The 22,406-nt window shown below is 39.3% G+C and carries 26 protein-coding genes; 6 read left to right on the forward strand and 20 right to left on the reverse strand.

Annotated features, from left to right (window positions below; all coding sequences use genetic code 11):
- Positions 1 to 96 precede the first annotated feature (96 nt).
- The 4 genes from AAEM60_RS14230 to sleB all read right to left on the reverse strand — a co-directional run bounded on the left by AAEM60_RS14230 (position 97) and on the right by sleB (position 3,322).
- Positions 97 to 294 carry a YpfB family protein gene (locus AAEM60_RS14230; protein WP_341356548.1) on the reverse strand — a complete coding sequence of 66 codons (198 nt, stop codon included), beginning with the start codon at positions 292 to 294 and terminating at the stop codon, positions 97 to 99.
- Positions 295 to 337: 43 nt separating this feature from the next.
- Positions 338 to 985 carry a flagellar brake domain-containing protein gene (locus AAEM60_RS14235; RefSeq protein WP_341356549.1) on the reverse strand — a complete coding sequence of 216 codons (648 nt, stop codon included), beginning with the start codon at positions 983 to 985 and terminating at the stop codon, positions 338 to 340.
- A 139-nt stretch (positions 986 to 1,124) separates the two neighbouring features.
- Positions 1,125 to 2,471: a germination protein YpeB gene (gene ypeB, locus AAEM60_RS14240; protein WP_299738026.1), complete on the reverse strand. Its 1,347-nt coding sequence runs from the start codon at positions 2,469 to 2,471 to the stop codon at positions 1,125 to 1,127.
- Positions 2,472 to 2,485: 14 nt separating this feature from the next.
- Entirely contained in the window at positions 2,486 to 3,322 is an 837-nt protein-coding gene (sleB, locus tag AAEM60_RS14245; RefSeq protein ID WP_299739575.1) for a spore cortex-lytic enzyme, read from the reverse strand.
- A gap of 274 nt (positions 3,323 to 3,596) precedes the next feature.
- Between sleB and AAEM60_RS14250 the strand changes: the two genes are divergently transcribed.
- The gene (locus AAEM60_RS14250) at positions 3,597 to 3,941 is read left to right on the forward strand and encodes a hypothetical protein (protein ID WP_148970017.1); all 345 of its coding nucleotides are present in this window, start codon (positions 3,597 to 3,599) and stop codon (positions 3,939 to 3,941) included.
- A 110-nt stretch (positions 3,942 to 4,051) separates the two neighbouring features.
- Here AAEM60_RS14250 and prsW read toward each other — a convergent pair whose 3' ends face one another.
- Positions 4,052 to 4,738, reverse strand: coding sequence for a glutamic-type intramembrane protease PrsW (gene prsW, locus AAEM60_RS14255; RefSeq protein WP_299738028.1), 687 nt, complete (start codon positions 4,736 to 4,738; stop codon positions 4,052 to 4,054).
- Positions 4,739 to 4,828: 90 nt separating this feature from the next.
- Between prsW and AAEM60_RS14260 the strand changes: the two genes are divergently transcribed.
- The gene (locus tag AAEM60_RS14260) at positions 4,829 to 5,803 is read left to right on the forward strand and encodes an asparaginase (RefSeq protein WP_299739582.1); all 975 of its coding nucleotides are present in this window, start codon (positions 4,829 to 4,831) and stop codon (positions 5,801 to 5,803) included.
- A gap of 76 nt (positions 5,804 to 5,879) precedes the next feature.
- On the opposite strand, the gene AAEM60_RS14265 is transcribed toward AAEM60_RS14260, so the two are convergent.
- The 7 genes from AAEM60_RS14265 to AAEM60_RS14295 form a co-directional block, all read right to left on the reverse strand.
- A complete protein-coding gene (locus AAEM60_RS14265) occupies positions 5,880 to 6,845 on the reverse strand; it encodes a YpdA family putative bacillithiol disulfide reductase (RefSeq protein ID WP_299738031.1) in 966 nt (321 codons plus the stop codon).
- A 780-nt stretch (positions 6,846 to 7,625) separates the two neighbouring features.
- Positions 7,626 to 8,903, reverse strand: coding sequence for a Glu/Leu/Phe/Val dehydrogenase (locus AAEM60_RS14270; protein ID WP_299738034.1), 1,278 nt, complete (start codon positions 8,901 to 8,903; stop codon positions 7,626 to 7,628).
- 1,071 nt (positions 8,904 to 9,974) lie between these two features.
- Complete coding sequence (locus tag AAEM60_RS14275) at positions 9,975 to 10,559, reverse strand: adaptor protein MecA (RefSeq protein ID WP_299738036.1); 585 nt, start codon at positions 10,557 to 10,559, stop codon at positions 9,975 to 9,977.
- A 71-nt stretch (positions 10,560 to 10,630) separates the two neighbouring features.
- Entirely contained in the window at positions 10,631 to 11,542 is a 912-nt protein-coding gene (locus AAEM60_RS14280; RefSeq protein ID WP_299738038.1) for a MerR family transcriptional regulator, read from the reverse strand.
- A 96-nt stretch (positions 11,543 to 11,638) separates the two neighbouring features.
- Positions 11,639 to 12,403: a metallophosphoesterase gene (locus tag AAEM60_RS14285; RefSeq protein ID WP_299738040.1), complete on the reverse strand. Its 765-nt coding sequence runs from the start codon at positions 12,401 to 12,403 to the stop codon at positions 11,639 to 11,641.
- Complete coding sequence (locus tag AAEM60_RS14290) at positions 12,396 to 12,779, reverse strand: hypothetical protein (RefSeq protein ID WP_299738042.1); 384 nt, start codon at positions 12,777 to 12,779, stop codon at positions 12,396 to 12,398. The genes AAEM60_RS14285 and AAEM60_RS14290 overlap by 8 nt, the downstream gene beginning before the upstream one ends.
- A 59-nt stretch (positions 12,780 to 12,838) precedes the next feature.
- Positions 12,839 to 13,474: a CBS domain-containing protein gene (locus AAEM60_RS14295; protein ID WP_299738045.1), complete on the reverse strand. Its 636-nt coding sequence runs from the start codon at positions 13,472 to 13,474 to the stop codon at positions 12,839 to 12,841.
- Between the two features lie 151 nt (positions 13,475 to 13,625).
- Here AAEM60_RS14295 and AAEM60_RS14300 point away from each other — a divergent pair, with 151 nt between their 5' ends.
- The 3 genes from AAEM60_RS14300 to AAEM60_RS14310 are packed head-to-tail and all read left to right on the forward strand — an operon-like array spanning position 13,626 to position 14,706.
- Positions 13,626 to 13,847: a spore coat associated protein CotJA gene (locus tag AAEM60_RS14300; RefSeq protein WP_044340146.1), complete on the forward strand. Its 222-nt coding sequence runs from the start codon at positions 13,626 to 13,628 to the stop codon at positions 13,845 to 13,847.
- Between the two features lie 6 nt (positions 13,848 to 13,853).
- Positions 13,854 to 14,114: a spore coat protein CotJB gene (locus tag AAEM60_RS14305; RefSeq protein ID WP_299738050.1), complete on the forward strand. Its 261-nt coding sequence runs from the start codon at positions 13,854 to 13,856 to the stop codon at positions 14,112 to 14,114.
- 22 nt (positions 14,115 to 14,136) lie between these two features.
- Positions 14,137 to 14,706: a manganese catalase family protein gene (locus tag AAEM60_RS14310; RefSeq protein WP_299739584.1), complete on the forward strand. Its 570-nt coding sequence runs from the start codon at positions 14,137 to 14,139 to the stop codon at positions 14,704 to 14,706.
- Between the two features lie 121 nt (positions 14,707 to 14,827).
- Here the strand turns inward: AAEM60_RS14310 and AAEM60_RS14315 are convergent, their stop codons facing one another.
- The 7 genes from AAEM60_RS14315 to AAEM60_RS14345 form a co-directional block, all read right to left on the reverse strand.
- Entirely contained in the window at positions 14,828 to 15,283 is a 456-nt protein-coding gene (locus tag AAEM60_RS14315) for a DUF2663 family protein (RefSeq protein WP_299738053.1), read from the reverse strand.
- A gap of 122 nt (positions 15,284 to 15,405) precedes the next feature.
- A complete protein-coding gene (locus AAEM60_RS14320) occupies positions 15,406 to 16,551 on the reverse strand; it encodes a glycosyltransferase family 1 protein (RefSeq protein WP_341356550.1) in 1,146 nt (381 codons plus the stop codon).
- A 52-nt stretch (positions 16,552 to 16,603) separates the two neighbouring features.
- A complete protein-coding gene (locus AAEM60_RS14325) occupies positions 16,604 to 17,119 on the reverse strand; it encodes a phosphatase PAP2 family protein (RefSeq protein WP_299739586.1) in 516 nt (171 codons plus the stop codon).
- Positions 17,120 to 17,301: 182 nt separating this feature from the next.
- Complete coding sequence (locus AAEM60_RS14330; protein WP_341356551.1) at positions 17,302 to 17,988, reverse strand: LysM peptidoglycan-binding domain-containing protein; 687 nt, start codon at positions 17,986 to 17,988, stop codon at positions 17,302 to 17,304.
- On the reverse strand, positions 17,981 to 18,580 hold the full coding sequence (locus tag AAEM60_RS14335; protein ID WP_341356552.1) for a CPBP family intramembrane glutamic endopeptidase: 600 nt from the start codon (positions 18,578 to 18,580) through the stop codon (positions 17,981 to 17,983). The genes AAEM60_RS14330 and AAEM60_RS14335 overlap by 8 nt, the downstream gene beginning before the upstream one ends.
- A 9-nt stretch (positions 18,581 to 18,589) precedes the next feature.
- The gene (locus tag AAEM60_RS14340) at positions 18,590 to 20,056 is read right to left on the reverse strand and encodes an ATP-dependent DNA helicase RecQ (RefSeq protein ID WP_341356553.1); all 1,467 of its coding nucleotides are present in this window, start codon (positions 20,054 to 20,056) and stop codon (positions 18,590 to 18,592) included.
- Positions 20,034 to 21,104 carry a helix-turn-helix domain-containing protein gene (locus tag AAEM60_RS14345; RefSeq protein ID WP_341356554.1) on the reverse strand — a complete coding sequence of 357 codons (1,071 nt, stop codon included), beginning with the start codon at positions 21,102 to 21,104 and terminating at the stop codon, positions 20,034 to 20,036. The genes AAEM60_RS14340 and AAEM60_RS14345 overlap by 23 nt, the downstream gene beginning before the upstream one ends.
- Positions 21,105 to 21,327: 223 nt before the next feature.
- Here AAEM60_RS14345 and AAEM60_RS14350 point away from each other — a divergent pair, with 223 nt between their 5' ends.
- Positions 21,328 to 21,576: a ferredoxin gene (locus AAEM60_RS14350; RefSeq protein ID WP_032087848.1), complete on the forward strand. Its 249-nt coding sequence runs from the start codon at positions 21,328 to 21,330 to the stop codon at positions 21,574 to 21,576.
- Between the two features lie 107 nt (positions 21,577 to 21,683).
- Here AAEM60_RS14350 and AAEM60_RS14355 read toward each other — a convergent pair whose 3' ends face one another.
- A complete protein-coding gene (locus tag AAEM60_RS14355) occupies positions 21,684 to 22,253 on the reverse strand; it encodes an ECF transporter S component (RefSeq protein WP_299738070.1) in 570 nt (189 codons plus the stop codon).
- Positions 22,254 to 22,406 lie beyond the last annotated feature (153 nt).

Consider the following 22,406-nt stretch of genomic DNA (forward strand, 5'->3'; position numbering starts at 1 on the left):
TCCACCTACTTAAATTCCTAATAATTTTCTTACCTATTTTAACATAAATCTCATATCACGTTGAAAGAATCTTTATTCAAAAAAAAGAGCAGGCAATCAATCACCTGCTTTACCCGATAAGGTTTCGACTATTTCACTGTATTCCATTTTCTCCACTCCCTCATAAAAAACAATCTTGTGGAGCTCCGGAAAGATATTTAATTGATGAAAAACAAATTGGACTGCTATTAATAAAATAAAATGGATAATGACTAATTTGATTAATATTCGTTCAACCGATTTAATTGTACTCACCCTTTTCCTATTCATAGAAAAAGTATGTGTAAATAATGGATTTTTATTCAAGCAACCCTTTTTTCCTTAAATTTAGCTGTCGTTCAAAACAATATCTTAGAATAAGCTGTCGTTGATTTTCAGATAAATGTATAAATTCAATACTGGCGATTTGTTTATGATCTTTTTCCCAAACCCGTATGACCTTGCCTTCTATCTCTACATACTGGCATTCACCCGTTTGCATTGGAAGGACGATGATAGTGGATATCTCAGAACCACTTTCAAGGTTCATTCCTTGTCTCACCATTACAGCACAGCCACCTGCACTTATATCCTCTGTTAACGTCGGGTGATAGTGATCATTTATTTTTAAAGAGATATCCGTATTGGCTTCAACACGAACAAACTGCCTTCTTTGTATCTTTACTAAACCTCCCTCACCAGGGTAGTGAAGATGGATCATCGGGATTTTGGATAATTTCCGTCCCATTACTTCTGTTTCAAACATAAGTACCGTTTGCTCATTAACAATGAAACTGGCTTTAAGCTGTGTACCATCAATTAAAAAAATGGCTTTCTCAGTTTTCGTATGAATGGGGTAATCAATATAAATGCCTTCATCGCCAAGCTCAACGACCCGGCACCTATAACGTTCAAATGTATCATTATGGATCGGTTCCAACTGCAATGTGGTACCTGCTTTTATCATAGTCCGAAACTCCCACTTTCAGTTTAAGTATCTTTATTATGGCATGACTTTCATCCCCTTTCCATACCTTTTTATAGCTCTGTTCTGAATTTAATAACACAGGGACGGACCTCCATTTCGGAGGTCCGTCCCTGTCTGCTCATACGACTTCTTCATAAATCGGTTCCGCTTTTCTTAGTTTCTCTACTTTTTCTTCTTCTCCAGTGTTTGCATTGATGAATATTCTAAAGGTATCTTTTCCTAGCATTCCTAAGAATTCGTAGCATAGTACTTCTTCATTTAGATCATTCACAATGACAGATTGACGCTCTTCCATTACTTTAAGGTTAGGGTTGGTCGTTTCTTTCGCTTGTTCCTGAGTAATGGACGGTTCAGCAATCTCTCTGTCATGGTTATTCTTTAAATATTCTTCGGCAGCAAACCCGACGATTTGACCATTATCCAATGCTACCTTTATTTTAACAGAATCCGGATAAATCCTTACACCATCCAGGACTGTCACATATGTGAAAATTCCAATGTTATCATACTGTGCACTTTCAAATAGTTCTAAATTGGAAAAGTCGTTATCTTTCAGGAACGCAGTCGCTTTCTCTGCCGCTTTATTTAAGCTGATTTTAGCATCCTGGACTTCGCGATTGTTGATGTACCAGATTGGATATCCACCTTTTTGAGTAATATCCATGCTTGCATGTGTTTTACCTTTTTCAACCGTAACACTATAAAATTTATAGTCAGAGCCTTTTCCGCTCTTCGTTACTTTTGCATCAATCTTTTCACTTATCCCGGAGTATTTTCTTAAGATTGAAACAGCCTCATCCTTTGAAATCTCTTTCCCTTTTATCTTCTGAAAATTTTGGTCTTTCTTCTCAGTATTCACAAATGTTGTCGTACCAAAATTTGCTTCATCATATCCGGATACATTTTTTTCAACGGTTTTAAAGCCATCGATAATGGTGTTATCAGCCTGTTCATTCCCTGACGCCAAAGCAAGCTCCACATCCATCCATCTCAGGTTGTTCTCCATAACCAGATGTTGAACCTTTCTTAACTGATTCTGAATATCAGCACTTTGTGCATATAAATTTTCAAGTGATTTATATTCTTTATCCGTTAAAGGATTCTTATCTAAATCCCTCACTGCTACTCGGTAGCTGAAATCTCCAATATTACTTAAAAACTCTTCTGTTTTATTAAACGGCAGCAGCGTTAACGGAAGCTGCCCTACATCACTGTGCGCCTGAGAAGTTAATCTCCATATATCGGCAAGTGCCGGAGACAATGATTTCCTTGAATTCATGGCAAGAGTCGAACCTATTTTATCGTGAACCAGATCCACTTGATAAGTTAACTCATGGAACGCTCTTTGATAGTTATTTTCAGCATTGATTAATATCGCATTTTTTTCCTGATGCTCTTGGTATCCCCAGAATGCGGTTCCTGCAACACCAAGGACGAGCACCGTTATTAAAATGACACGTAGCAATGTACTTCACCTCTTTAACTACAGAATATGTGCTTTCCAATTTTCTTAATTTGTGGACGTGACCAAATCCACTTGCTTGTTGCTGTCACAGGGTTAAAGTAATAGAGAGCACTTGAAGAAGGATCCCAGCCGTTTATGGCATCTAAAACCGCTTCTTTCGCTTTTTCATTTGGCGTTAACCATATTTGCCCATCTGCTACGGCTGTAAAGGCACCAGGCTCAAAGATGACCCCCGCCGCTGTATTCGGGAATGCCGAGCTGTCAATTCGATTGAGAATTACCGCTGCTACCGCAACTTGTCCCTCATACGGTTCACCCCGGGCTTCTCCATATACCGCATTTGCCATCAATTGAATGTCGTTTTGTGAAAATCCATTAGGCGTATTCACTGCCGTTGGCTTGGAAGGAGTGGGTGTTGGTTTTGGAGCAGGCTTCTTTTGAGGAGCTGCTTTTCCACCGGATTTTCCGCCTCCAGCCCCGCCACCTCCAGGACCTTTTTGTTTATTTAAATCTGTTCCGCCATAATGAGTGAAGTTGTTGCCTTTTTCAATTTGTTTTTTTACAAATTGCTTGTTATACTTTGAGGCTTTCACCAGTTTTTCTTTCGTTTTCGCTCCTGCCAATCCATCAATAGGAAGTCCGAACTCATATTGAAAGTTTCTTAGAGCCCAATATGTGCCCCACCCAAATACTCCATCAATATCACCGTTATAGTATCCGATATATTGAAGTCTGGATTGCAGTTCGATTACATCCTCACCTGTTGCGCCATGTTGGATTACTTGATTAGAAAAAGCGTCTGCCTTCTCTCCTTCAGATGAAATCATAAAAAGAGAAAACATAAGCACCATGACGACTGAAGTAGAAATCAATTTGAAACGACTATTCATAATGCTTTAACCTCCATATCTTCAATTAACATTAACTCTAGTTTTTGTAGTGGCTCCCATTTTATACAAGTGAATAATAAAAATTAGCAAGCCCATAAGCGGAATCGTCTCGTTAAGAGGCTACAAGCACTTTGATAAGACAATGTAATGTGTCAGCAAAAGCCATGTAAACAATGGAAGTTATAATGGAATGAGGATTACTTCAAACAAATCCGGAATTGAAAGGGAGGTCATGATGGAGGACTATTTAGCAAAGTCATTAGATGAGTGGAAAGAAGATATTTCAGAGGTGTTGGATCAGATTAATACTGATTACGAAGAGATAAAGAAGGAACTGAAGGTGTATTCCTATAAGTACGGCATTACAAAGCAAGTCATTCAATCAACAGTGAATGAGGAAATCATCGAAAATATCAGGGAAATGTATCATAAGCCTTTTGAAGAAAAGTACAATGAACTGAAGGAATACATACGCGAATTGGACGAAAAAAGAAAAGTGTTTCAAATGTTCGTGAATAAAATTGATGAAGTGAAACGAAAGGAAGCACCCAAAACAGACCTGGCAGCTGCTTACAAGTGAATATTAAATGAGACCGCCTTAGCAAAAAGGCGGTTCTTTGTTACCGGGAGTACATAAGAGTATCTGAAAATACAATGTAAAAAAAGACGCTTCAAATAGTAAAGCGTCTTTTAGATAATTTCTTTATCGAATTCAGTACGTGTATATTTCTTTTCTGTTAAACGATGAGCACTTTTCACTTTCTTCAAACCCAGCCACCATAAGAAAAACATAAACGGTACCATAAAATAGACCCAGTTTTTCTCGGCTAAAAAGATGTAATTATATGTTCCATGTAACAGGATGGGCACAGATATCGCAATAAATAGCCACTTATGCCTCTCTTCACTTGAGGAAAACTTTGCTTTTCCTAAGTAATATCCCATAATGACACCGAACAAGGCATGACTTGAAACAGGAAGGATCGCTCTTCCAAATGCATGTTCAACACCGTTTGCAACCAAATACAAAATATTTTCAATAGTAGCGAAACCAAGTGACACACTTGCACCATAAATTATGCCGTCGTATGGTTCATTAAAATCAACATGTTGGAAAATCGCAAACATTAAAATAAACCATTTGAAGAATTCTTCTAAAAGCCCGGAAGAAATGAAAGCCGTCGACCAATTGGAATCAATGATTCCTTCAACTTCTAACACATATTGTAAGAACATAATAGGAAAGGTGATAAGGGCCCCATACATAAAGGTTTTGAACACTAGCGTAATAGGTTCTGCCTCATATTCATCCCGCAAATAAAAGTAACTTAGCAATGCTAATCCTGGTGCTATACCCGCTGATAAAATCACCAGCATAAAAAAGTCCTCTTTTCTTTCTGTTTTCTTAATCGTATCATGTTAATGTAGGAATGGAAACAGGAATTTATTTGGTTGGAGGAATGAATGATGAAGAAAGATATTTTGGTCATACATACAGGCGGTACCATCTCTATGATGGAAGACGAACAGACTGGAGCAGTCACTCCCGGGAAGGAAAATCCCCTTTCGGTACAAACGTCTATCGTATCGAATTTAGCAAATTTAACGGTCTTAGAAGCATTTCATCTGCCTTCCCCCCATATTACAACAGAGCACATGCAGCAATTGAAAGAGATCATTGAAACGAAATATAGGGAAAAATCATTTGACGGTGTCGTCATTACCCACGGAACAGATACGCTCGAAGAAACTGCCTACTTCCTGGATTTAACCCTTTCTCTTCCAGTCTCCCTAGTCGTTACAGGGGCAATGAGATCAAGTAATGAAATTGGAGCGGACGGTCTTTATAACCTCATTTCATCCGTTCGGGTAGCTGCTGATGACAAATCCAAGAACAAAGGGGTTTTAGTCGTCCTGAATGACGAAATTCACTCTGCGAAGAACGTGACCAAAACTCACACAAGCAATGTATCTACCTTTCAAAGTCCACAGTATGGTCCGATCGGCATTGTGACGAAAAGAGGCGTCCTCTTTCATCACCAGCCTACTTCAAATGAATACTATCATGTTTGTGATATTTCAAAGAGAGTGACGCTGATCAAGGCATATGCTGGAATGGACTCTGGCTTATTGATAGCCATTAAAGATTTACAATATGATGGAGTTGTAATCGAAGCATTGGGACAAGGAAATCTCCCACCTGATACGGTCAATGGAATCAATGAGCTGTTAGCTGCAAACATTCCTGTTGTCTTGGTTTCGAGATGCTTTAATGGAATTGTTCAGGATATATACGGCTATTCAGGTGGGGGGAAACAATTGAAAGAAAAAGGGGTTATCTTTTCAAACGGTCTAAACGGACAAAAGGCGAGAATTAAATTAATGGTTGCACTTTCCCAAACCAATGACATTAAAGAATTAGAAACGATTTTCAAAAATTAAGATTGTTCTCCAGCCAGGCTAAATAGATACCCAACAGAAAGGAAAGAGGCTCACATCAGAGCCTCTTTCCTTTTCATCATTTATACTTTTGGGTAAGGGATTCAGAGATTAATCCTCCATGCAAACGGCCATTTTCAATAAAAATTTCATTCGCATTATTCCCAGCAGCTATGACACCTGCAATATAGACGCCCTCTACATTGGTTTCCATCGTTTCGGGATGATAGGAAGGTCTTCCGGTTTCCTTATCAATATCAATCCCCATTTTCGTCAAAAAGCTATGATCCGGGTGATAACCTGTCATCGCAAACACAAAGTCATTCTTGATTTCTTTTTTCTCGCCATTTACATTGTAAATGACAGAGTCATCTGTAATTCCCTCTACGCACGCGTTGAATTCCATCGTTACTTCGCCATTTCTGACAAGTGCATCAAAGTTAGGGAGAATCCAAGGCTTCACGCTCTTTGAGTACTCACTCCCACGGTATAGAACGGTTACTCTTGCCCCCGCTTTATTCAATTCCAGAGCTGCATCGACCGCTGAGTTCTTCCCTCCGATCACAACCACATCTGTGTCAAAAAAGGGATGTGCTTCTTTAAAATAATGGAACACTTTCTCTAAGTCCTCTCCTGGAATCTCTAAAAAATTAGGATGATCATAGTAGCCAGTCGCAATGACAATCGACTTACTTTCATACGTTCCCTTTGAAGTGGAAACCGAAAAACGGTCGCCTTGCTTCTCGACTTTATGAACGGTTTCGAATCGGTTGATTCTTAATTCTTTCCGCTTAGCCACTTCACGATAATACACGAGCGCCTGATTTCTTCTTGGTTTATGTTCTTCGATCACGAAAGGAACCTCACCAATTTCAAGCTTCTCACTTGATGAAAAAAAGGTTTGATGAGTCGGATAGTGATATATGGCATTCACAATATTCCCTTTTTCAATGATTAAAGGGTTGATTCCTTTTTCTTTTAAACTAATAGCAGCAGACAACCCACAAGGTCCTCCACCCACAATAATGCATTCTTCCATTTTCAAATTCAGACACTCCTTCAATTCCTCTATCTGAATGGTGATTTACGTTCGTGCACTTCAGATGTTAAAATATTCTCTACCCAATTATTATGGAATAAGATTGTGTTTAGGTCAAAAGGAAGCACTCACATCTTTTATCCCTGCCTTCAATATTATCTGTAATAACAGCTGAATTTAATGCTATTCAATACTTTTATTAAAAGGTTCTTTTCGTATAGTTTGTTGCTATTGTATAGGAGAAAGTGCTAGTTGATTTCCGCTCCAGGTGCTCGCTTTCCGCGGGGCGTGAGTTGAGCCTCCTTAGGCTTTGCCCTGCGGGGTCTCAACTTTCCCGCTATTCCCGCAGGAGTCGAGCACCTTCCGCTCCAATCAACTTTCTAAGTGTGAGTTTCTTACTATAGACTAATATAAATATCATAATCGTTTAGAATACAGCAATTTTCTGATTGTACAGTAGATTTTAGCTCGTATAGGACAAACTGTTTCTTTCAATTGTTTATTAGCATAAATAAGCTCTGTCACGAAAAACTCTTATACACGGTGAGGGGAACTGTGTAGACTCCGGCGGATTTTGGTCGTGCCGAGACCCCGTTCGGCTAAGCTGAGGAGGCTCGGCCGAACGCTAACTGCAAGCGGAGCAGTTCCCCTCACCATCCAGCATAAGCTGGTTGGAGCCCTGGCAGGTCCTATGCTAGAAAACAACAATCTTTGCCAAAAGAGCCTATTAAAAAGACAAATAAAAAAAAGATGAGATAGCGTCCATCTCATCCCGTTCTTATGAAATTAAATCCAACCTCTGAATCGGCATGCTTCTGCCATTTTTCTAACGCCTACCATATAAGCCGCAAGTCTCATATCGACTCGTCTGGACTGCGAAGTTTCATATACATTATTAAAGGAGTTGACTAGAATCTTTTCCAGCTTTTCTTCCACTTCTTCTTCAGACCAATAGTATCCTTGATTATTTTGTACCCATTCAAAGTAAGAAACCGTTACTCCGCCCGATGAAGCTAATACATCCGGCACTAACAAAATCCCTCGCTCTGTTAAGATTTTTGTCGCTTCTAATGTCGTCGGGCCGTTCGCAGCTTCTACCACAATGCTCGCCCGAATATTGTGAGCATTTTTTTCTGTAATCTGATTCTCAATTGCTGCAGGCACGAGAATGTCACAATCAAGCTCTAATAGTTCTTCATTTGTAATCGTATTATTAAATAATTTCGTAACCGTTCCAAAGCTATCTCGACGATCCAGCAAATAATCGATATCCAAGCCATCCTCGTCATGAAGACCGCCGTAGGCATCAGATATCCCTATCACCTTTGCTCCTGCGTCATGCATAAACTTTGCAAGGAAGCTTCCAGCATTACCGAAGCCTTGAACGACGACTCTCGCCCCTTCAAGCTTTATCCCTTTTTTCTTGGCTGCTTCATGGATACAAATGGTCACGCCCTTCGCGGTTGCCGTTTCGCGACCATGAGATCCTCCAAGCACCAATGGTTTCCCTGTAATGAACCCTGGAGAATTGTACTCATCTATTCGGCTGTATTCATCCATCATCCACGCCATGATTTGAGAATTAGTGAAAACATCAGGAGCTGGAATATCTTTAGAAGGCCCTACAATTTGGCTGATCGCGCGTACATAACCACGACTCAACCTCTCTAATTCTCTAAATGACATATCCCGGGGATCACAAATGATTCCCCCTTTACCTCCACCGTACGGAAGGTCTACAATTCCACACTTCAAACTCATCCATATTGAAAGTGCTTTCACTTCTTTCTCTGTAACATTCGGGTGAAAACGGATCCCGCCCTTTGTCGGTCCAACTGCATCATTATGTTGAGCACGGTATCCCGTGAAAACTTTTACTTTCCCATCATCCATCCGGACTGGTATTTTAACTGTTAACATTCTTACAGGTTCTTTTAATAATTCAAATACTTCTTGTGAATACCCCAATTTATCAAGTGCAAGATGAATAACCGTTTGTGTAGATTTCAGTACATCGTGTTGATCAGATGCTTGGTGATTTTCTTTCCCCTTTTCGGCTACCATGTATGTAAACCTCCCAGTATCCTTCACTGTTTAACGGAACCTCGTCCGCTTTCATGACATAGTATACACGTTTGATTTCCTCTTGCAAAGAAGGAAAATAAAAAAAAGAAGATTTTTTTGAAAACGCTATCATAAACGAAAAGCGGAGGCGGCTTGGGCAGACCCGACAAGCATAAGGCGAGACCACCGGAAAGGCGCTCTTTGCCTTTTTGGTGGTCTCGCCTTATGACCTCGAGGGGCTAGCCCCTGGAGCTGGACATATCGAAAAGCGGAAGGGTTTCGCCCTGGGGCGACAAGCATAAGACGAGTAACCCGGAAAGGCGCTCTTTGCCTTTTTGGGTTACTTGGCTTATGACCTCGAGCCCCAAGCCCCTGGAGCTGGACATATCGAAAAGCGGAAGGGGCTCGCCCTGGGGCGACAAGCATAAGACGAGTAACCCGGAAAGGCGCTCTTTGCCTTTTTGGGTTACTTGGCTTATGACCTCGAGCCCCAAGCCCCTGGAGCTGGACATATCGAAAAGCGGAAGGGGCTCGCCCTGGGGCGACAAGCATAAGACGAGTAACCCGGAAAGGCGCTTTTTGCCTTTTTGGGTTGCTTGGCTTATGACCTCGAGCCCCAAGCCCCTGGAGCTGGACATATCGAAAAGCGGAAGGGGCTCGCCCTGGGGCGACAAGCATAAGACGAGTAACCCGGAAAGGCGCTTTTTGCCTTTTTGGGTTGCTTGGCTTATGACCTCGAGCCCCAAGCCCCTGGAGCTGGACATATCGAAATATCGAAAAGCGGAAGGGGCTCGCCCTGGGGCGACAAGCATAAGGCGAACCTGCCGGAAATGCGCTTTTGCCTTTTTGGTAGGTTTGACTTATGACCTCGAGCCTCTAGCCGCCGGAGCTGGACACATCGAAAAGCGGAGGCGGCTTGGGCAGGCCGAGAAGAAATCACAACAACCATCTCAAAAACAAAAAACACTTCCAGGAATCAACCTAAAAGTGCAAAACTTTACCTATTTATCCTATAAATCATAGTAAACCATATATCTAAAGGGGGTGAAGATTCAGTACCACATACCACGATCAAAAATAAAACAGAATTTTTTCAATGGAATCCTTTATTAAAACAGCACGGCCATATTCCATCAGGATATGTTTCGTAGTCTTTGAGTGCTGGCCATATTCAGCGCAAATGGCCTCCAAAATAAAGCTATCGCATTCAAGTAGGTTTTCTATAAGTAAGTAATACTTATTTTCATAATAATAAATACTTAACTGTATAAGACGATTGTTCACTTTGCTCAATTCGTTGATGCGTTTAAGGAGGTTCAGTACATCCTCGAAATCATCAAAGTAGACGAGCACATCATGATCATTCATGGACTTTATGATTCCATTTTCGTCTTCCCAATCAGAAAAGTCATCTTCTGACTCTAACGTGAGGATCATACAAATTTCCTGATCATCGAATGACTCAATCTCCACGGTGATTTCCATTTGCGTTTCAATGCCGAACTTCCCTTGAACTTCGTCCAGCATATCTTCAAAAAGATCATGCCACATATAGGAATCTTTCCATTGGTCTTGTTCAAATAAACCTTTTTGCTCTAACTCTTCCACACTAATGGAAAATTTTATTTTGTTGTCAGAAATTCTTTCGAGCTTCATCTTCGTACCCCCTAGAGTGTGACGATTTATCACCATACTATGTAAAGGGCAGAAAACAGTGCATAATCCACTTATAATTTACTTTTCAGCCATAGTTCCCAATCGGATTTGGATTGTCCGACGATGTGTTCCTGGAATTGCTCTTTCTTATCTCCTGGGAGGTTGTCTACAGCAAACCCGCCAATCCCGATTTCCAGGTCTTCACGCTCATCTTTTAATGTAGTGACTAGAGACAGCAGGTTGTCTGCATTTTCTCGTAAGGTGCAGGAGAAGAATAAAAACTTAGGATTTACTTCGTCAAGAACAATGTCTATATCATTTTCTTTTATACTGGAACCTAAATAGATTACTTCAAAGCCCTTTCTTCTTACATAGAGAGTAAAGATTAATAATCCTAATTCATGCCATTCTCCAGGTCCGCAAACTGCCACTACTTTAGGTAAGATGCCGTTGTGTGGAAACGAGTGCATGATGATGCCGATTCGAGATCTGAGTATCGATGTGGCAAAATGCTCGTGTGCAGTCGTGATTTTGCCGTTCTCCCACAGGTCTCCGATTCTCACCAGTAAACTGCCCAGGATATCAATCACTACTTTATCGATCGTGTAAACAGCAAACGACTGGTTGATTAACTCATGTGCTTTTGTTTCATCAAAGCTTAAGAGTGCTTTTAACAGATCATCTGAGATGCTTTGAGTACGATCCTTTTGTTCAGATGAGGTGATCTCATTTTCTTCCAGCTCTTGTTTGTCAAGCAGTGCAACAGCCTGACTAATGGTAAATCCCTGATTGACCTTTTCAACCAGCCATTTTAATATATTTAAATGCTGTTCAGTGTATAAACGGTGACCCGATTCATTTCGTACAGGAGCAATAATCTGATATCTTCTCTCCCATGCCCTTAATGTACCTGGTTGTATTCCTAAAATTGTGGACACAGCTTTTATATTGTATTTGCCTTCTAACTTCTTATCATTGCTCATAAATAGTCCCCCAAGTAATTCTCTTCTCTCTGAAATTATAATCGAGAAACCCTTTTGTGTAAAATTTGTATAGGTAATGAATAACAAATGTTCATTTCATTCTTTTTCGATTATCATCAAATGGGTTTCTGCCGGAGCTCCCAAGCGTAATGGAAGTGCAGTGGTCCCATAACCGTTACTTACTAATAGGGTGGTCTGCGGGAGTTTTTCAAGTCTTCCTTTTTTATACAGTCCCCAGCCGAACAAGCGAATTTGTCCACCGTGTGTATGACCGCTTAACATCAAATCAATACCTTCTTCTTTTCGTACCTCTCTCACAAGTCCCGGGTCATGACTCACTAAAAGATTAAATTCATCTGGTCTTGTCCTTTTAAGAGCAGATGTGTAGGAAGCTCTTTGCGTACTCGCATCGTCTACTCCAATCATGTTTATCATTCCGTTATGGATCGGCACTTTAACTGAATCATTTACGATTTCAATGATTCCCTTTTGTTTGAATATTTCCTTCAGCCGATTTGTATCCACTTCATAATCATTATTGCCCCAGACAAAATATATCCTACCTAGAGTCAGCAGTTTATCTAAATTTCGTTCAACTCTTGAAAATGGGACTCCTTTTTCTAGAAGATCCCCGCCAATAATGACAAGATCGGTTTTTCCCTTCACTTCTTCAATAATTTCATCTGAAACTTCCCGCTTATGTATATCTGATATAAAAAAGAGGGAAATCGGCTTCGTATCATCAGGAAAGTCCGTAAGCTTCACCTTTTCCATTTTAACAACATTTCGACGTGCTTCATATGACATAAAAAAGAGGAGCATGACTCCCCCTGCTAATAACAAAATAATAAATTCAAGCATTGTGGCCTCCTTGGCGGCGAAAATCTATAGAAATAATACCATAAAAAATGGATAAAAAGGAAAAAATCATTGTTTGCCACATCCCAAAACAACTTAATAAATAGATGATGACTATATGAAAAGGAATGATGAGTAATTCTTTATGTAGTTTACCATTTAATAATCTCAGAATAGAATACAATTCAAATTTAAGTAAATTCCCTTGAACCATCAGTCCCACCATAAAAGCCATCATTGCCGCAAAGAATGGTACAGGATTTAAGACTAACTCAACAATGAACTCTGAGCTATTAAGCAATTCTGCTGCAGGAAACCATTTAATGTATAGATACCCTAAAAGAAACGTGATAAGCAGTTTAGCAATATGATTGATCAAAAAAATCCCTCCCATAAATCTTATGAGAGGGATTTTTTTTCATACAGGGTTTCCGTCAATTATTCATCTTCTTGAATATCCAGGATACGGAACCCTGATTTCTCTAACTTATGAAGGAATTTATCCATATTATCCTTCTTTTCTACCTTTAGTACGATACGTCGCAATAATTTATCGGTTTCATCAAAGGTTACAAGGGATATGACCGATTCCGAGTACTGCTGAATGATATCCCCAAGGCGGGCAATCCTTCCTTCTGTTTCTACAGAAGAAAAGGCGATGCGGACTCCCTTCTGGTCCATCCCGAATGCACTTCTGAATTGATCGAGTACATCAAAGCGGGTAATCAGGCCAAGGAATTTTTTATTTGCCCCTACGACAGGGAGAATCGGGGAATCCTTTAATTCGACCAAAGCATTTTCAAATACATCTTTTTCTGTTATATATTTGTCGGAATCTGCAATAATATCACGCACCTTTCTCTCCTTGAGAAAGGCTTCTTTATCCATTCCTGAAAGAAAGAAGCTCTGATAGATATTGTAACGAGTTGCTACCCCTTTATATTCATCATTCGCCAGGACCGGTACTCCATCAATTTTATGATGCTCCAGTACTGTTAGGGTCTTTTCGATTGAATCATTTTCATCTACCACGTAGCATTTGTGTTTCGGTATCATGGCACTTTTAACAAACATTTGACCACCTCATTATTAATATCCTACCTTTTTAGTATTCAACATTTTCAAAGGATTTCCCTTCATAATTATGAATTTTAATTATTTAACATGTTCTATTTATTTATTTCATATGTTGTTACGAAGGATTTACTTTAAAGGAGGGATTATCATGCATGAATTTTATAAAGCTTATTATCCATATGTAAGTCCATTCGATCCATGTAAGCCGATCACCCGTAAGGTTTATTCAACTCCTCCAAACCTTTACTTAGGTTTTCAGCCTCCCAACTTGGAGCAATATTCACCAAAAGAAGCGCTACAAAAAGGCACTCTTTGGAAAGTGTTTTATGATCCCTACTATAGTCCCTATGAAAAGATGAAGGGAGAGTAAACTGACATGAAACAGCTTCCCCCCCATTATTATGAAGTGCTGGAAGAGTTACAAGCGGTTGATTTCGTGATTCTCGATCTTACGCTATATCTCGATACACACCCAGAAGATTATGATGCAATCTCTCAATATAATATGTACATTAAAACCCGAAAACAAATTAAAAAGAAATTTGAAAAGGAATTTGGTCCTCTGACCAACTATGGATATAGCTATTCCAATTACCCTTGGGACTGGAAGGACGCTCCGTGGCCATGGCAAGTATAAAAAAATAAGGAGGTGCATGACAATGTGGGTTTATGAGAAAAAGCTTCAATATCCTGTTAGAGTGAGTACATGCAATCCTAAATTGGCTAAATTTCTGATTGAGCAATATGGTGGTGCAGATGGAGAACTTGCCGCTGCCCTGAGGTATCTCAATCAACGCTATACCATCCCGGACAAAGTCATCGGATTGTTAACGGATATTGGGACGGAGGAATTTGCTCACTTGGAAATGATCGCCACAATGGTTTATAAATTAATCAAAGATGCAACTCCCCAGCAGATGAAGGACGCTGGACTTGACCCTCATTATGTCAATCATGATGGAGCGATCTTCTATCACAATGCTGCGGGTGTGCCGTTTACTACATCGTATATAGCGGCTAAAGGTGATCCGATCGCTGATTTATATGAGGATATCGCAGCTGAAGAGAAAGCAAGGGCTACCTATCAGTGGATCATTAATATGAGTGACGATCCGGATTTAAATGATGGCTTGCGGTTTTTAAGGGAGCGTGAAATCGTACACTCCCAACGCTTCCGTGAAGCAGTTGAAATACTTAAGGACGAAAGAGATAAAAAGGTGTTCTTTTAATGAATGGGAATGTAGAGTTGGCTCATTTCATCGAGCAAAGGGAGAATGGGCCAATCCTATAAAACTAAGCACCAAAAAACGAGTATCCCATGGACTCGTTTTTTAGTGCTTGCATTTTATCTCACTTACTTCCATGAAATAAGTTAATATCCCATTCTTTTTTCATTTTTTCATACACTTGATGCCTTTTTTTCCACGCTTCTTCTTTCCATAAATCTTTACTTCGATCAATGATTTCACACCTTAATGCATGATATTCTTTTTCTTTTTTCTCTTTTTTTTCATATAAGATTTTCGTAGCACCCCAGAGTCCAACCAACAGCATGGTAATAAATAAATGAAAAGAGCTGGACACAAATACAGAAAACATCTCTGCAAATGAATAAGAATAAGGTCCAAGAACAAATTTCGTCACATAATAGAGAAAAAAGAAGGAAGCAAACAGTGCTGCCCATAAGCTATAGAGGTGTATCACTTTGGCTTTATCGAACTTTTGTTTTTTGTCTATTAAATTATGTAGCATCTGCCCGGTGGCATGATCCGTCCATTCGCCAAAATCGTTTCCAGCATGATTCATTACCATTCTCTCCTTCCCTTCCCTATAGTTTATGAACTTGTCCATATAGATAGAATAGTAGAATAAAAAAAGGACCTTTTTCAGATCCCTTACACATCTATAAGAAAGGACGAATTGTATCTTCACCCAAACATTTGTCTCTGATTGCGGTAAAAGATTATTTCACGGAATTCCACAATGAGTTGATCAAAGATGGTATCCCAGGATTGTTCTTCAGCTATTTGAAGAGCTTTTCGTTTCATATCGGGTAGGCGGTCTTCTTGTAATATTTCCTCGATATGGTGAATAAATGAAGGATATTGATGAGCTTCAGCTATTCTTCCTGTTTGATCATGATCAACGATATTCGTCACTCCCCCTTTATCAGCCACTACAGCTGGTAAACCGGATGCGAGCGCTTCCAATACCACATTACCAAACGTCTCTGAAGCAGAGGGGAAAACGAACAGGTCAGAGGATGCATACACTTCCGCCAATTCATCTCCTGTTACATAACCCGTAAAAACTACATCTTCCAGTTTAGTTTTTTCCATAAGTTCATTTTTCATGGGTCCATCTCCTACAATAACCCACTGAACCTGATCTTTTAATTTTTGGGGAAGATGCTGAATGGTTTTCTCAAGTGTATCTAAGTCCTTTTCAGGCGCCAACCTGCCAACATACAGGAGGATGTATTTCTTGTCAACATTGTATTTCTTCCTTAGTTCAGAACTGCGCCTTTCAGGGGAATAGGTTTGACAATCGACTCCCCTGCCCCATATGGATAAGTCGGTAAAACCCTGCTTTTCTAAATGAAGTTTCGTTTCATTAGAGGGTACAAAAATGCGATCTGCCTGTGAATAAAACCATTTCATGTATTTCCACAATAATGGGTTCACCCACATCATTTTGTAATAATTCAGATACAGATCAAAATGGGTGTGATAAGAGGCTGCAAGGGGAAGATTCATTTTCTTTGCCCCACGGACCCCATACAGGCCCATAGTAAGAGGTGTGGTTACATGAATCAGGGTGGGGGAAAAATCTTTCAATTGCTTTTCAATCGTTTTAGGATTGGCGATAGCTGTTCTGCATTCGGGGTAAAAGAAAAAAGGAAAACTTGTGAAGGAGTGTACATTTGGGTAGGATCCCTTTTTCTCTTGAGGATCGGGAACAAAAACTTTGTATTCAATCCCTCTTTTCTCATAATGATTCGTCAACCTTTTCAACGTTCTTGCTACTCCGTTCACTTGAGGATGATAAGTATCAGAAAACAATGCAACTCGCATGTACACTTCCCCCTTTGTAATTGCCGTGCAATCTGTAAAGTCTATGGGTTTATCAGATAAACAATAGAACCATTAAAGTGGTAGCAAATGCAAGGAATGCTCCTGCCAGTACATCTGAAGGATAATGGACCCCCAGAACTACTCTTGAATATCCAACCAACCAACTTAATGGAAATAGGATCAGAATCGTTGCCGGATACTGAATCATAAAAGGAATCGAAATGGCAAATATTGCGGTTGAGTGACCAGACGGAAATGAATGGTCTTTAAATTCATAGCCGTGAACCATCGCATTTGGTAATGATAGATAAGGACGGATTCTTTTTACCAATTTCTTAATGATGGTCATAAAAATATGACTGATACATAATGAGATCATTGCGACCGTTACGGTTTTCTTCATAGATGTATAGTACTGGCTCAAGAAAAACAGGATCAGAATGGAGGCTACCGTAAGCCTCGCTCCTCCCAAATGAGTAACAATACCGAAGAATGAACGATACAGCTGTTTACTGCCATTAATTCTGTAAAACAACAAATCATCTACTTTTCGAAATCGCGTAATCATTCTGTCCACCAGACCAACCCCTTCTTTGTCTTAAAAGTACTGTCAACTTTATTATATTTTCAGTTTGTAACCCTTCTAATAAATCAATGTAAATATTATTAAAAATTGTTGCAAAGGAATTGTAAATGATAATCGAAGACAAAAAAGGCACTCACCCCAACTGATGTGGGGAGAGTGCTTTTTTATTGGTCTAACGGAATTTCCAATACTTGTCCTGTCTGAATTTCATTATCTTGAATATGATTCCACTCTTTGATACGGTCAACTCCTGATTGTGAATTGTAGTATTTCATCGCAATTCGGAAGAGTGTTTCCTGAGGTTGTACCGTGTGATATACGATCTTGTACATTGGCTGTTCTTCCTTTGTTTCCTCTTTTACTTCTACTTCCGGCTTTTCCTCTACCGTTTCTTGATTAGCGGGTGGAGAAGATGGGGCTTGTTGTTCCTTACCTGCATTAGAAGAAGCAGCCTCTTTAGCCGGTTCTTGTTTATTGTCACCTGTAGAAGGCTCATCTTCTTTTTTGGGATCAGACTCTGTGTCACTCTCTTCGTTATCACTATCTGCCTGATCGTAGCGAACCTCTTCCACGTCATCCACATCTTCAGACATGACCACCAGGGGACCATTTCTATTATCGAAATAAGAATAAATGCTGAACACAGTCAATGGCAAAAGAATAAAAAATAAGAGCAGCATACTAATCAATGGATACTTCATTTTCAATTTGTTCTTATTCTTCTTTTTCTCTCTATGCAGCTCACTTCTGGCTGGGAGAGTCTCTCTTTTTTTGTCTGGCACTTCCGCTGGGACTCGTTCAATTTTTTGCTTTAATCTCGCTGCCTGATCTCGATATGGGTCTTTACTCATGAGACATCCCTTCTTTACTCCCTTGTCTTCCTTTCTTACGCATGTGTAAACCTAGTAAGAAATCGATAACAAAGTGCATAATGATTGTTACCAATAAATTCTCTGTTTGTTCATAAATGAAACCGATCCAAAAGCTAAGCAGGACAATATTAACAATTAAAAACCAGTGAGCCCAATACCTGAAATGAATGAGAGCAAATATAATGCTTGAAATAATTAAGCCAAAGTGAAATTGCAGTACACCTCTGAATAATATTTCTTCACTTATGCTAATGAAAAAAGCCAGTAAAGCAATTTCTCCAATACTTCTATTCGTAAATATTCGTGCATTCACCCCGCCATCATCGTAGTATCTACTCGGTAAATGCTTCATTAATATGATGTCGATGGCCACAATAATTAAGCCGCTTGTTAGTCCAATTGTAAAAATAGATGAGGACATATAGAACTGTTTCCAAAATTCAGACCATGTATCAAATAAAAATATACCTAATCCCAAGGCAATCGTTAATAGTAAAATTTGAGTAAAATACAAATGAAATGTTAACTGCTTCTTGGTAAGCTGTTGTATGATTTCCCCTTGTTTCTGCATCGTTACCACTTATCCTAATAATAATTTTTCCAACCTTTTTTCCCATGATGTTTCTATTGGGGCGACAGCGGTAAAAGGTTGACTCTTGAAATCCTTAAGAGTATAACCGCATTGATCGCAGCAGAAACTATTCTCCTTTTGAAGCACTTCGTCGAAATAATGAAGGAGTCTCTCTCTTCTGCAAGAGCTGACCTGTATCCACTCGATCATTGAAATCAGTTTGTCCTTCTTGTATTGTAAACGATTGTTCCGTATTTGTTTCATTTTTTCTATCAATCTATCATCATTAAGTGCCTGTCCTTGAGTCAGCTCATCTGCATAATAAGTAAGAAATCGATATTGAACCTCTGACAGTTGCAACAGATCGACTATCTCTTTTGTCTGACCCTGTCTGCCTTCCTTTACATATCCTTGTATCTGTGCGTCTTCAGGTAATTCACTTTGAATAAGCTGCAAAGGGATCGAAAGGTCTTGTTCAGAGTATAACACGACAGACACACTACCTTCTCCATCCCGTCCAGCTCTTCCGATTTCTTGTAGAAACGCTTCTATACTTGAAGAGAAATGAAAATGAATGACAAATCGGATATTTTCTTTATTTACACCCATTCCAAAGGCTGAAGTGGCACATATGATCCTTAGCTTGTTGGATAGAAATTGCTGCTGAATTAAAATCCGATCTTCCTGCTCCATCCCACCATGATAATGAGCGACACCTGTTACACCGTTCTCCCCTAGCCAAAAAGAAACGTCTTCTGCCATTCGTTTACTTGAAAAATAGATTATTCCCGGTCCATCCCATTTTGTAATGCATTCTAGAAGGGAATCCAGCTTTTCGTTATGATTCGTGACATTCTCGACAAACAAACCTATATTTTCACGATCTACTGAGTAGACTTTTTCTACTGCTTCATCCATTTGAAGCACTTCTCTAATGTCCTTCCTTACTTCTTCAGTAGCAGTGGCCGTTAACGCCAATGTGGTTGGATTCCCAAGCTTGTCTTTAAGCTCTCCCAGCTTCAAGTAATCCGGCCTGAAATCAGGACCCCATTGCGAAATACAATGAGCTTCATCCGTGACGAACAGGGATATATCTAATCTTTGAAGGGATGAGATGATACCGGGATTCATGACCATTTCTGGTGATATGAAGATGAACTTGTATAGATGTAATTGCTCAAGAGCCGCTTTTCTCTCCATATAGGGTAAAAATGAATTAAGTGCGATCACCCTTTTTTCTCCCATTATTTTCATCTGTTCCACTTGATCCTGCATTAATGACAGAAGAGGAGAAACGATTAACACTTGTCCCCTCATTAGATATCCGGGCAATTGATAGCACAGAGACTTACCGGTTCCTGTAGGGAGCATCGCCACCGTATCTCGTCTATCCAGGACGGATTGAATGATTTCCTTCTGTCCTTTTCTAAAAGAAGAATAGCCAAATCTCTTTTTAAGCTCTTGTTGCAACTTCACGGTTCTCACCTGCCTTTGCGATCGCTACCCGAATTTGAAAATAAGATAAATGAGGAAGCTTTTCTTTAATCGGTTTCAGCCTTTTGGTTTTCGCGTCTTTCATCACCATCAATACATTCTGATATTCTTCTTGAGAAATAAACGGCTCAATGGTAAATTCTTTCTGTGTTAAAATTAATTCGATCACGTGATCTTCAATGGTGTTTATTTTTAAATCACGTATACGTGAGATCTCTTCGATTGTATGCCCTTTTTGATACAACTCATATGTTTTACTTGTAGAAATTGTCAGGTTTTGCTGTTGATCACTTTTTAAGCCGATGGAATATAGTATAGGGTAAGTTGAACATTCCTTTTCTAATTCTGATAACATACCGTGTACTAAATTAAGAAATTTAAAACGGAATTCTTCTTGATGCATATTTAATTTCTCCGAAACCTGCAGTTCTGTCCATCCATAATCCTTGTATCCAGTTAAGCGGAAAACAAGGATGTTGGGATCCAAGGTTTGGGATAGCCTGGTTAACAGGCTGTGCAGCTCCTTATATAGAGCGGAAGATAAATTATCGATATTAGGGTTCGCTTTTAGGCAGCCCTTCACCCAATCTTGAACATTTTTGTTGCGTTGCACAGGAAAATAGAGCGTTTCCTGCTGTTTCCCGTTCGAAAGAACTTGAACAAGGAGGCTTAATCTTTTCCAAAACAGAACCGTTTGATCACCGTAAACGAGTCCATTCATATTTGATGGAAATGAGTCACCTTGAAAATCATTTTTGACAGAAATCATACCATCAGTGGTCACAGTCGCTTTCCCACTTTCGTCGACAATGACATACCCCACTTTCTCTAATTCCTTTACCTTCTGATTAAAGTACGCTCGTTTAAGCTTAGGTAAAGAAAGGAAAAACGGCTGCAAATAAAAGATATGGGCATCCTGGATCGACTGGGAGGATTTTTTTCCTTTTAAGATATGAAAAACAGAGTAAATTGAACGCTCTCCATTTATTTGCAAGAGACAATATAAAATCACATAATTAAGATAGGTCAATTCTCTACTCCTTAACATGTAGGTTATTGTCAAATATTGTACCATGAATTTGTTGTTTAACCATGTTTTGTTTTTCATATATAGGATAAAAATAAAAAGAAACCACCTAACTATTGAAAAGTTATACAATCCTCTATAAAATAAACATTAAGTGATTTTTCACAAACTTACATTGTGTATAATGATGAATTATATAGAATTATTTACTCGGGAGGTTTTTTCTTTGCCAAAATATACGATCGTTGACAAGGATACATGCATTGCATGTGGAGCGTGCGGGGCTGCTGCTCCAGATATTTACGACTATGATGATGAAGGTATTGCATTTGTAACATTAGACGATAACCAAGGAACGGTTGAAGTTCCTGACGTATTGGAAGATGATATGATTGATGCATTTGAAGGTTGTCCTACTGATTCCATTAAAGTAGCTGACGAACCTTTTGATGGAGACGCACTTAAGTTTGAATAGTAATCACAAAAGCTAAGGAGAAATTCTCCTTAGCTTTTTCTTTTTACATTGAAAATATTAGAAAAACCCCTCAATTGTGATTGAGGGGTTTACGATTTATATTAGCTCTATGCCGCTTTGTTCAGGGCTACCTGTCTTGATAACCAGCCTTGAAGGCGGACAAATAGTAAGATGAAGACCGTTGTTACTAAAATTCCTTTTAAAATGTTGAATGGGACAATTCCTGTAATGATTATTTCAGCTGGAAGCTCAAAATTCATAAAGTATTTATAAGCAGGCAGGAACACAAAATAATTAAGAATCCCCATGCTAATACTCATGACCACAGTACCTGTGATGAGACCAATCAACAGTCCTTTTTTAGATTGAAAGCGTGAATAAATATAATATGTCGGTAGAATTAAAAGTACTCCCGCCATAAAATTGGCTACATGACCAATTGGGACGCCGGTATCGCTTCCTGTCATAATGTAGTCAATTACATTTTTAAATAATTCAACTAATATCCCTGCCAGAGGACCTAATGTCACAGTTGCAATTAACGCAGGAACGTCACTAAAATCTACCATTAAAAACTTTGGAAATGGTGGAATCGGGAAGTTAAACAACATCAACACATAGGATATGGCACTTAACATACCAACCGTTACAAACATGCGCGTATTCATTTTTCTCATAAAACCTCTCTCCTTTAGGAGATTCATCTCATATCGAAGATAGCTCAAGCCAAAGGTAGCATTAAAAAACCCCTAGATACGTATATCTAGGAGAATGATAAGGCATACCCGAATAAACGTCTAGCTTCCCTTTTTCTAAACGTTTTGGCATAA

The sequence above is a fragment of the Rossellomorea sp. y25 genome (assembly GCF_038049935.1).
In the GTDB taxonomy this organism is placed as follows: Bacteria; Bacillota; Bacilli; order Bacillales; family Bacillaceae_B; genus Rossellomorea.

What these genes read in the sequence shown, in the direction of transcription:
- AAEM60_RS14235 (WP_341356549.1), bottom strand. Translation starts at nt 985, where the DNA reads ATGATAAAAGCAGGTACCACATTGCAGTTGGAACCGATCCATAATGAT.
- sleB (WP_299739575.1), bottom strand. Translation starts at nt 3,322, where the DNA reads ATGGTGCTTATGTTTTCTCTTTTTATGATTTCATCTGAAGGAGAGAAG.
- AAEM60_RS14250 (WP_148970017.1), top strand. Translation starts at nt 3,597, where the DNA reads ATGGAGGACTATTTAGCAAAGTCATTAGATGAGTGGAAAGAAGATATT.
- prsW (WP_299738028.1), bottom strand. Translation starts at nt 4,738, where the DNA reads ATGCTGGTGATTTTATCAGCGGGTATAGCACCAGGATTAGCATTGCTA.
- AAEM60_RS14260 (WP_299739582.1), top strand. Translation starts at nt 4,829, where the DNA reads ATGAAGAAAGATATTTTGGTCATACATACAGGCGGTACCATCTCTATG.
- AAEM60_RS14270 (WP_299738034.1), bottom strand. Translation starts at nt 8,903, where the DNA reads ATGGTAGCCGAAAAGGGGAAAGAAAATCACCAAGCATCTGATCAACAC.
- AAEM60_RS14275 (WP_299738036.1), bottom strand. Translation starts at nt 10,559, where the DNA reads ATGAAGCTCGAAAGAATTTCTGACAACAAAATAAAATTTTCCATTAGT.
- AAEM60_RS14280 (WP_299738038.1), bottom strand. Translation starts at nt 11,542, where the DNA reads ATGAGCAATGATAAGAAGTTAGAAGGCAAATACAATATAAAAGCTGTG.
- AAEM60_RS14285 (WP_299738040.1), bottom strand. Translation starts at nt 12,403, where the DNA reads ATGCTTGAATTTATTATTTTGTTATTAGCAGGGGGAGTCATGCTCCTC.
- AAEM60_RS14295 (WP_299738045.1), bottom strand. Translation starts at nt 13,474, where the DNA reads ATGTTTGTTAAAAGTGCCATGATACCGAAACACAAATGCTACGTGGTA.
- AAEM60_RS14300 (WP_044340146.1), top strand. Translation starts at nt 13,626, where the DNA reads ATGCATGAATTTTATAAAGCTTATTATCCATATGTAAGTCCATTCGAT.
- AAEM60_RS14305 (WP_299738050.1), top strand. Translation starts at nt 13,854, where the DNA reads ATGAAACAGCTTCCCCCCCATTATTATGAAGTGCTGGAAGAGTTACAA.
- AAEM60_RS14310 (WP_299739584.1), top strand. Translation starts at nt 14,137, where the DNA reads ATGTGGGTTTATGAGAAAAAGCTTCAATATCCTGTTAGAGTGAGTACA.
- AAEM60_RS14315 (WP_299738053.1), bottom strand. Translation starts at nt 15,283, where the DNA reads ATGAATCATGCTGGAAACGATTTTGGCGAATGGACGGATCATGCCACC.
- AAEM60_RS14320 (WP_341356550.1), bottom strand. Translation starts at nt 16,551, where the DNA reads ATGCGAGTTGCATTGTTTTCTGATACTTATCATCCTCAAGTGAACGGA.
- AAEM60_RS14325 (WP_299739586.1), bottom strand. Translation starts at nt 17,119, where the DNA reads ATGATTACGCGATTTCGAAAAGTAGATGATTTGTTGTTTTACAGAATT.
- AAEM60_RS14330 (WP_341356551.1), bottom strand. Translation starts at nt 17,988, where the DNA reads ATGAGTAAAGACCCATATCGAGATCAGGCAGCGAGATTAAAGCAAAAA.
- AAEM60_RS14335 (WP_341356552.1), bottom strand. Translation starts at nt 18,580, where the DNA reads ATGCAGAAACAAGGGGAAATCATACAACAGCTTACCAAGAAGCAGTTA.
- AAEM60_RS14355 (WP_299738070.1), bottom strand. Translation starts at nt 22,253, where the DNA reads ATGAGAAAAATGAATACGCGCATGTTTGTAACGGTTGGTATGTTAAGT.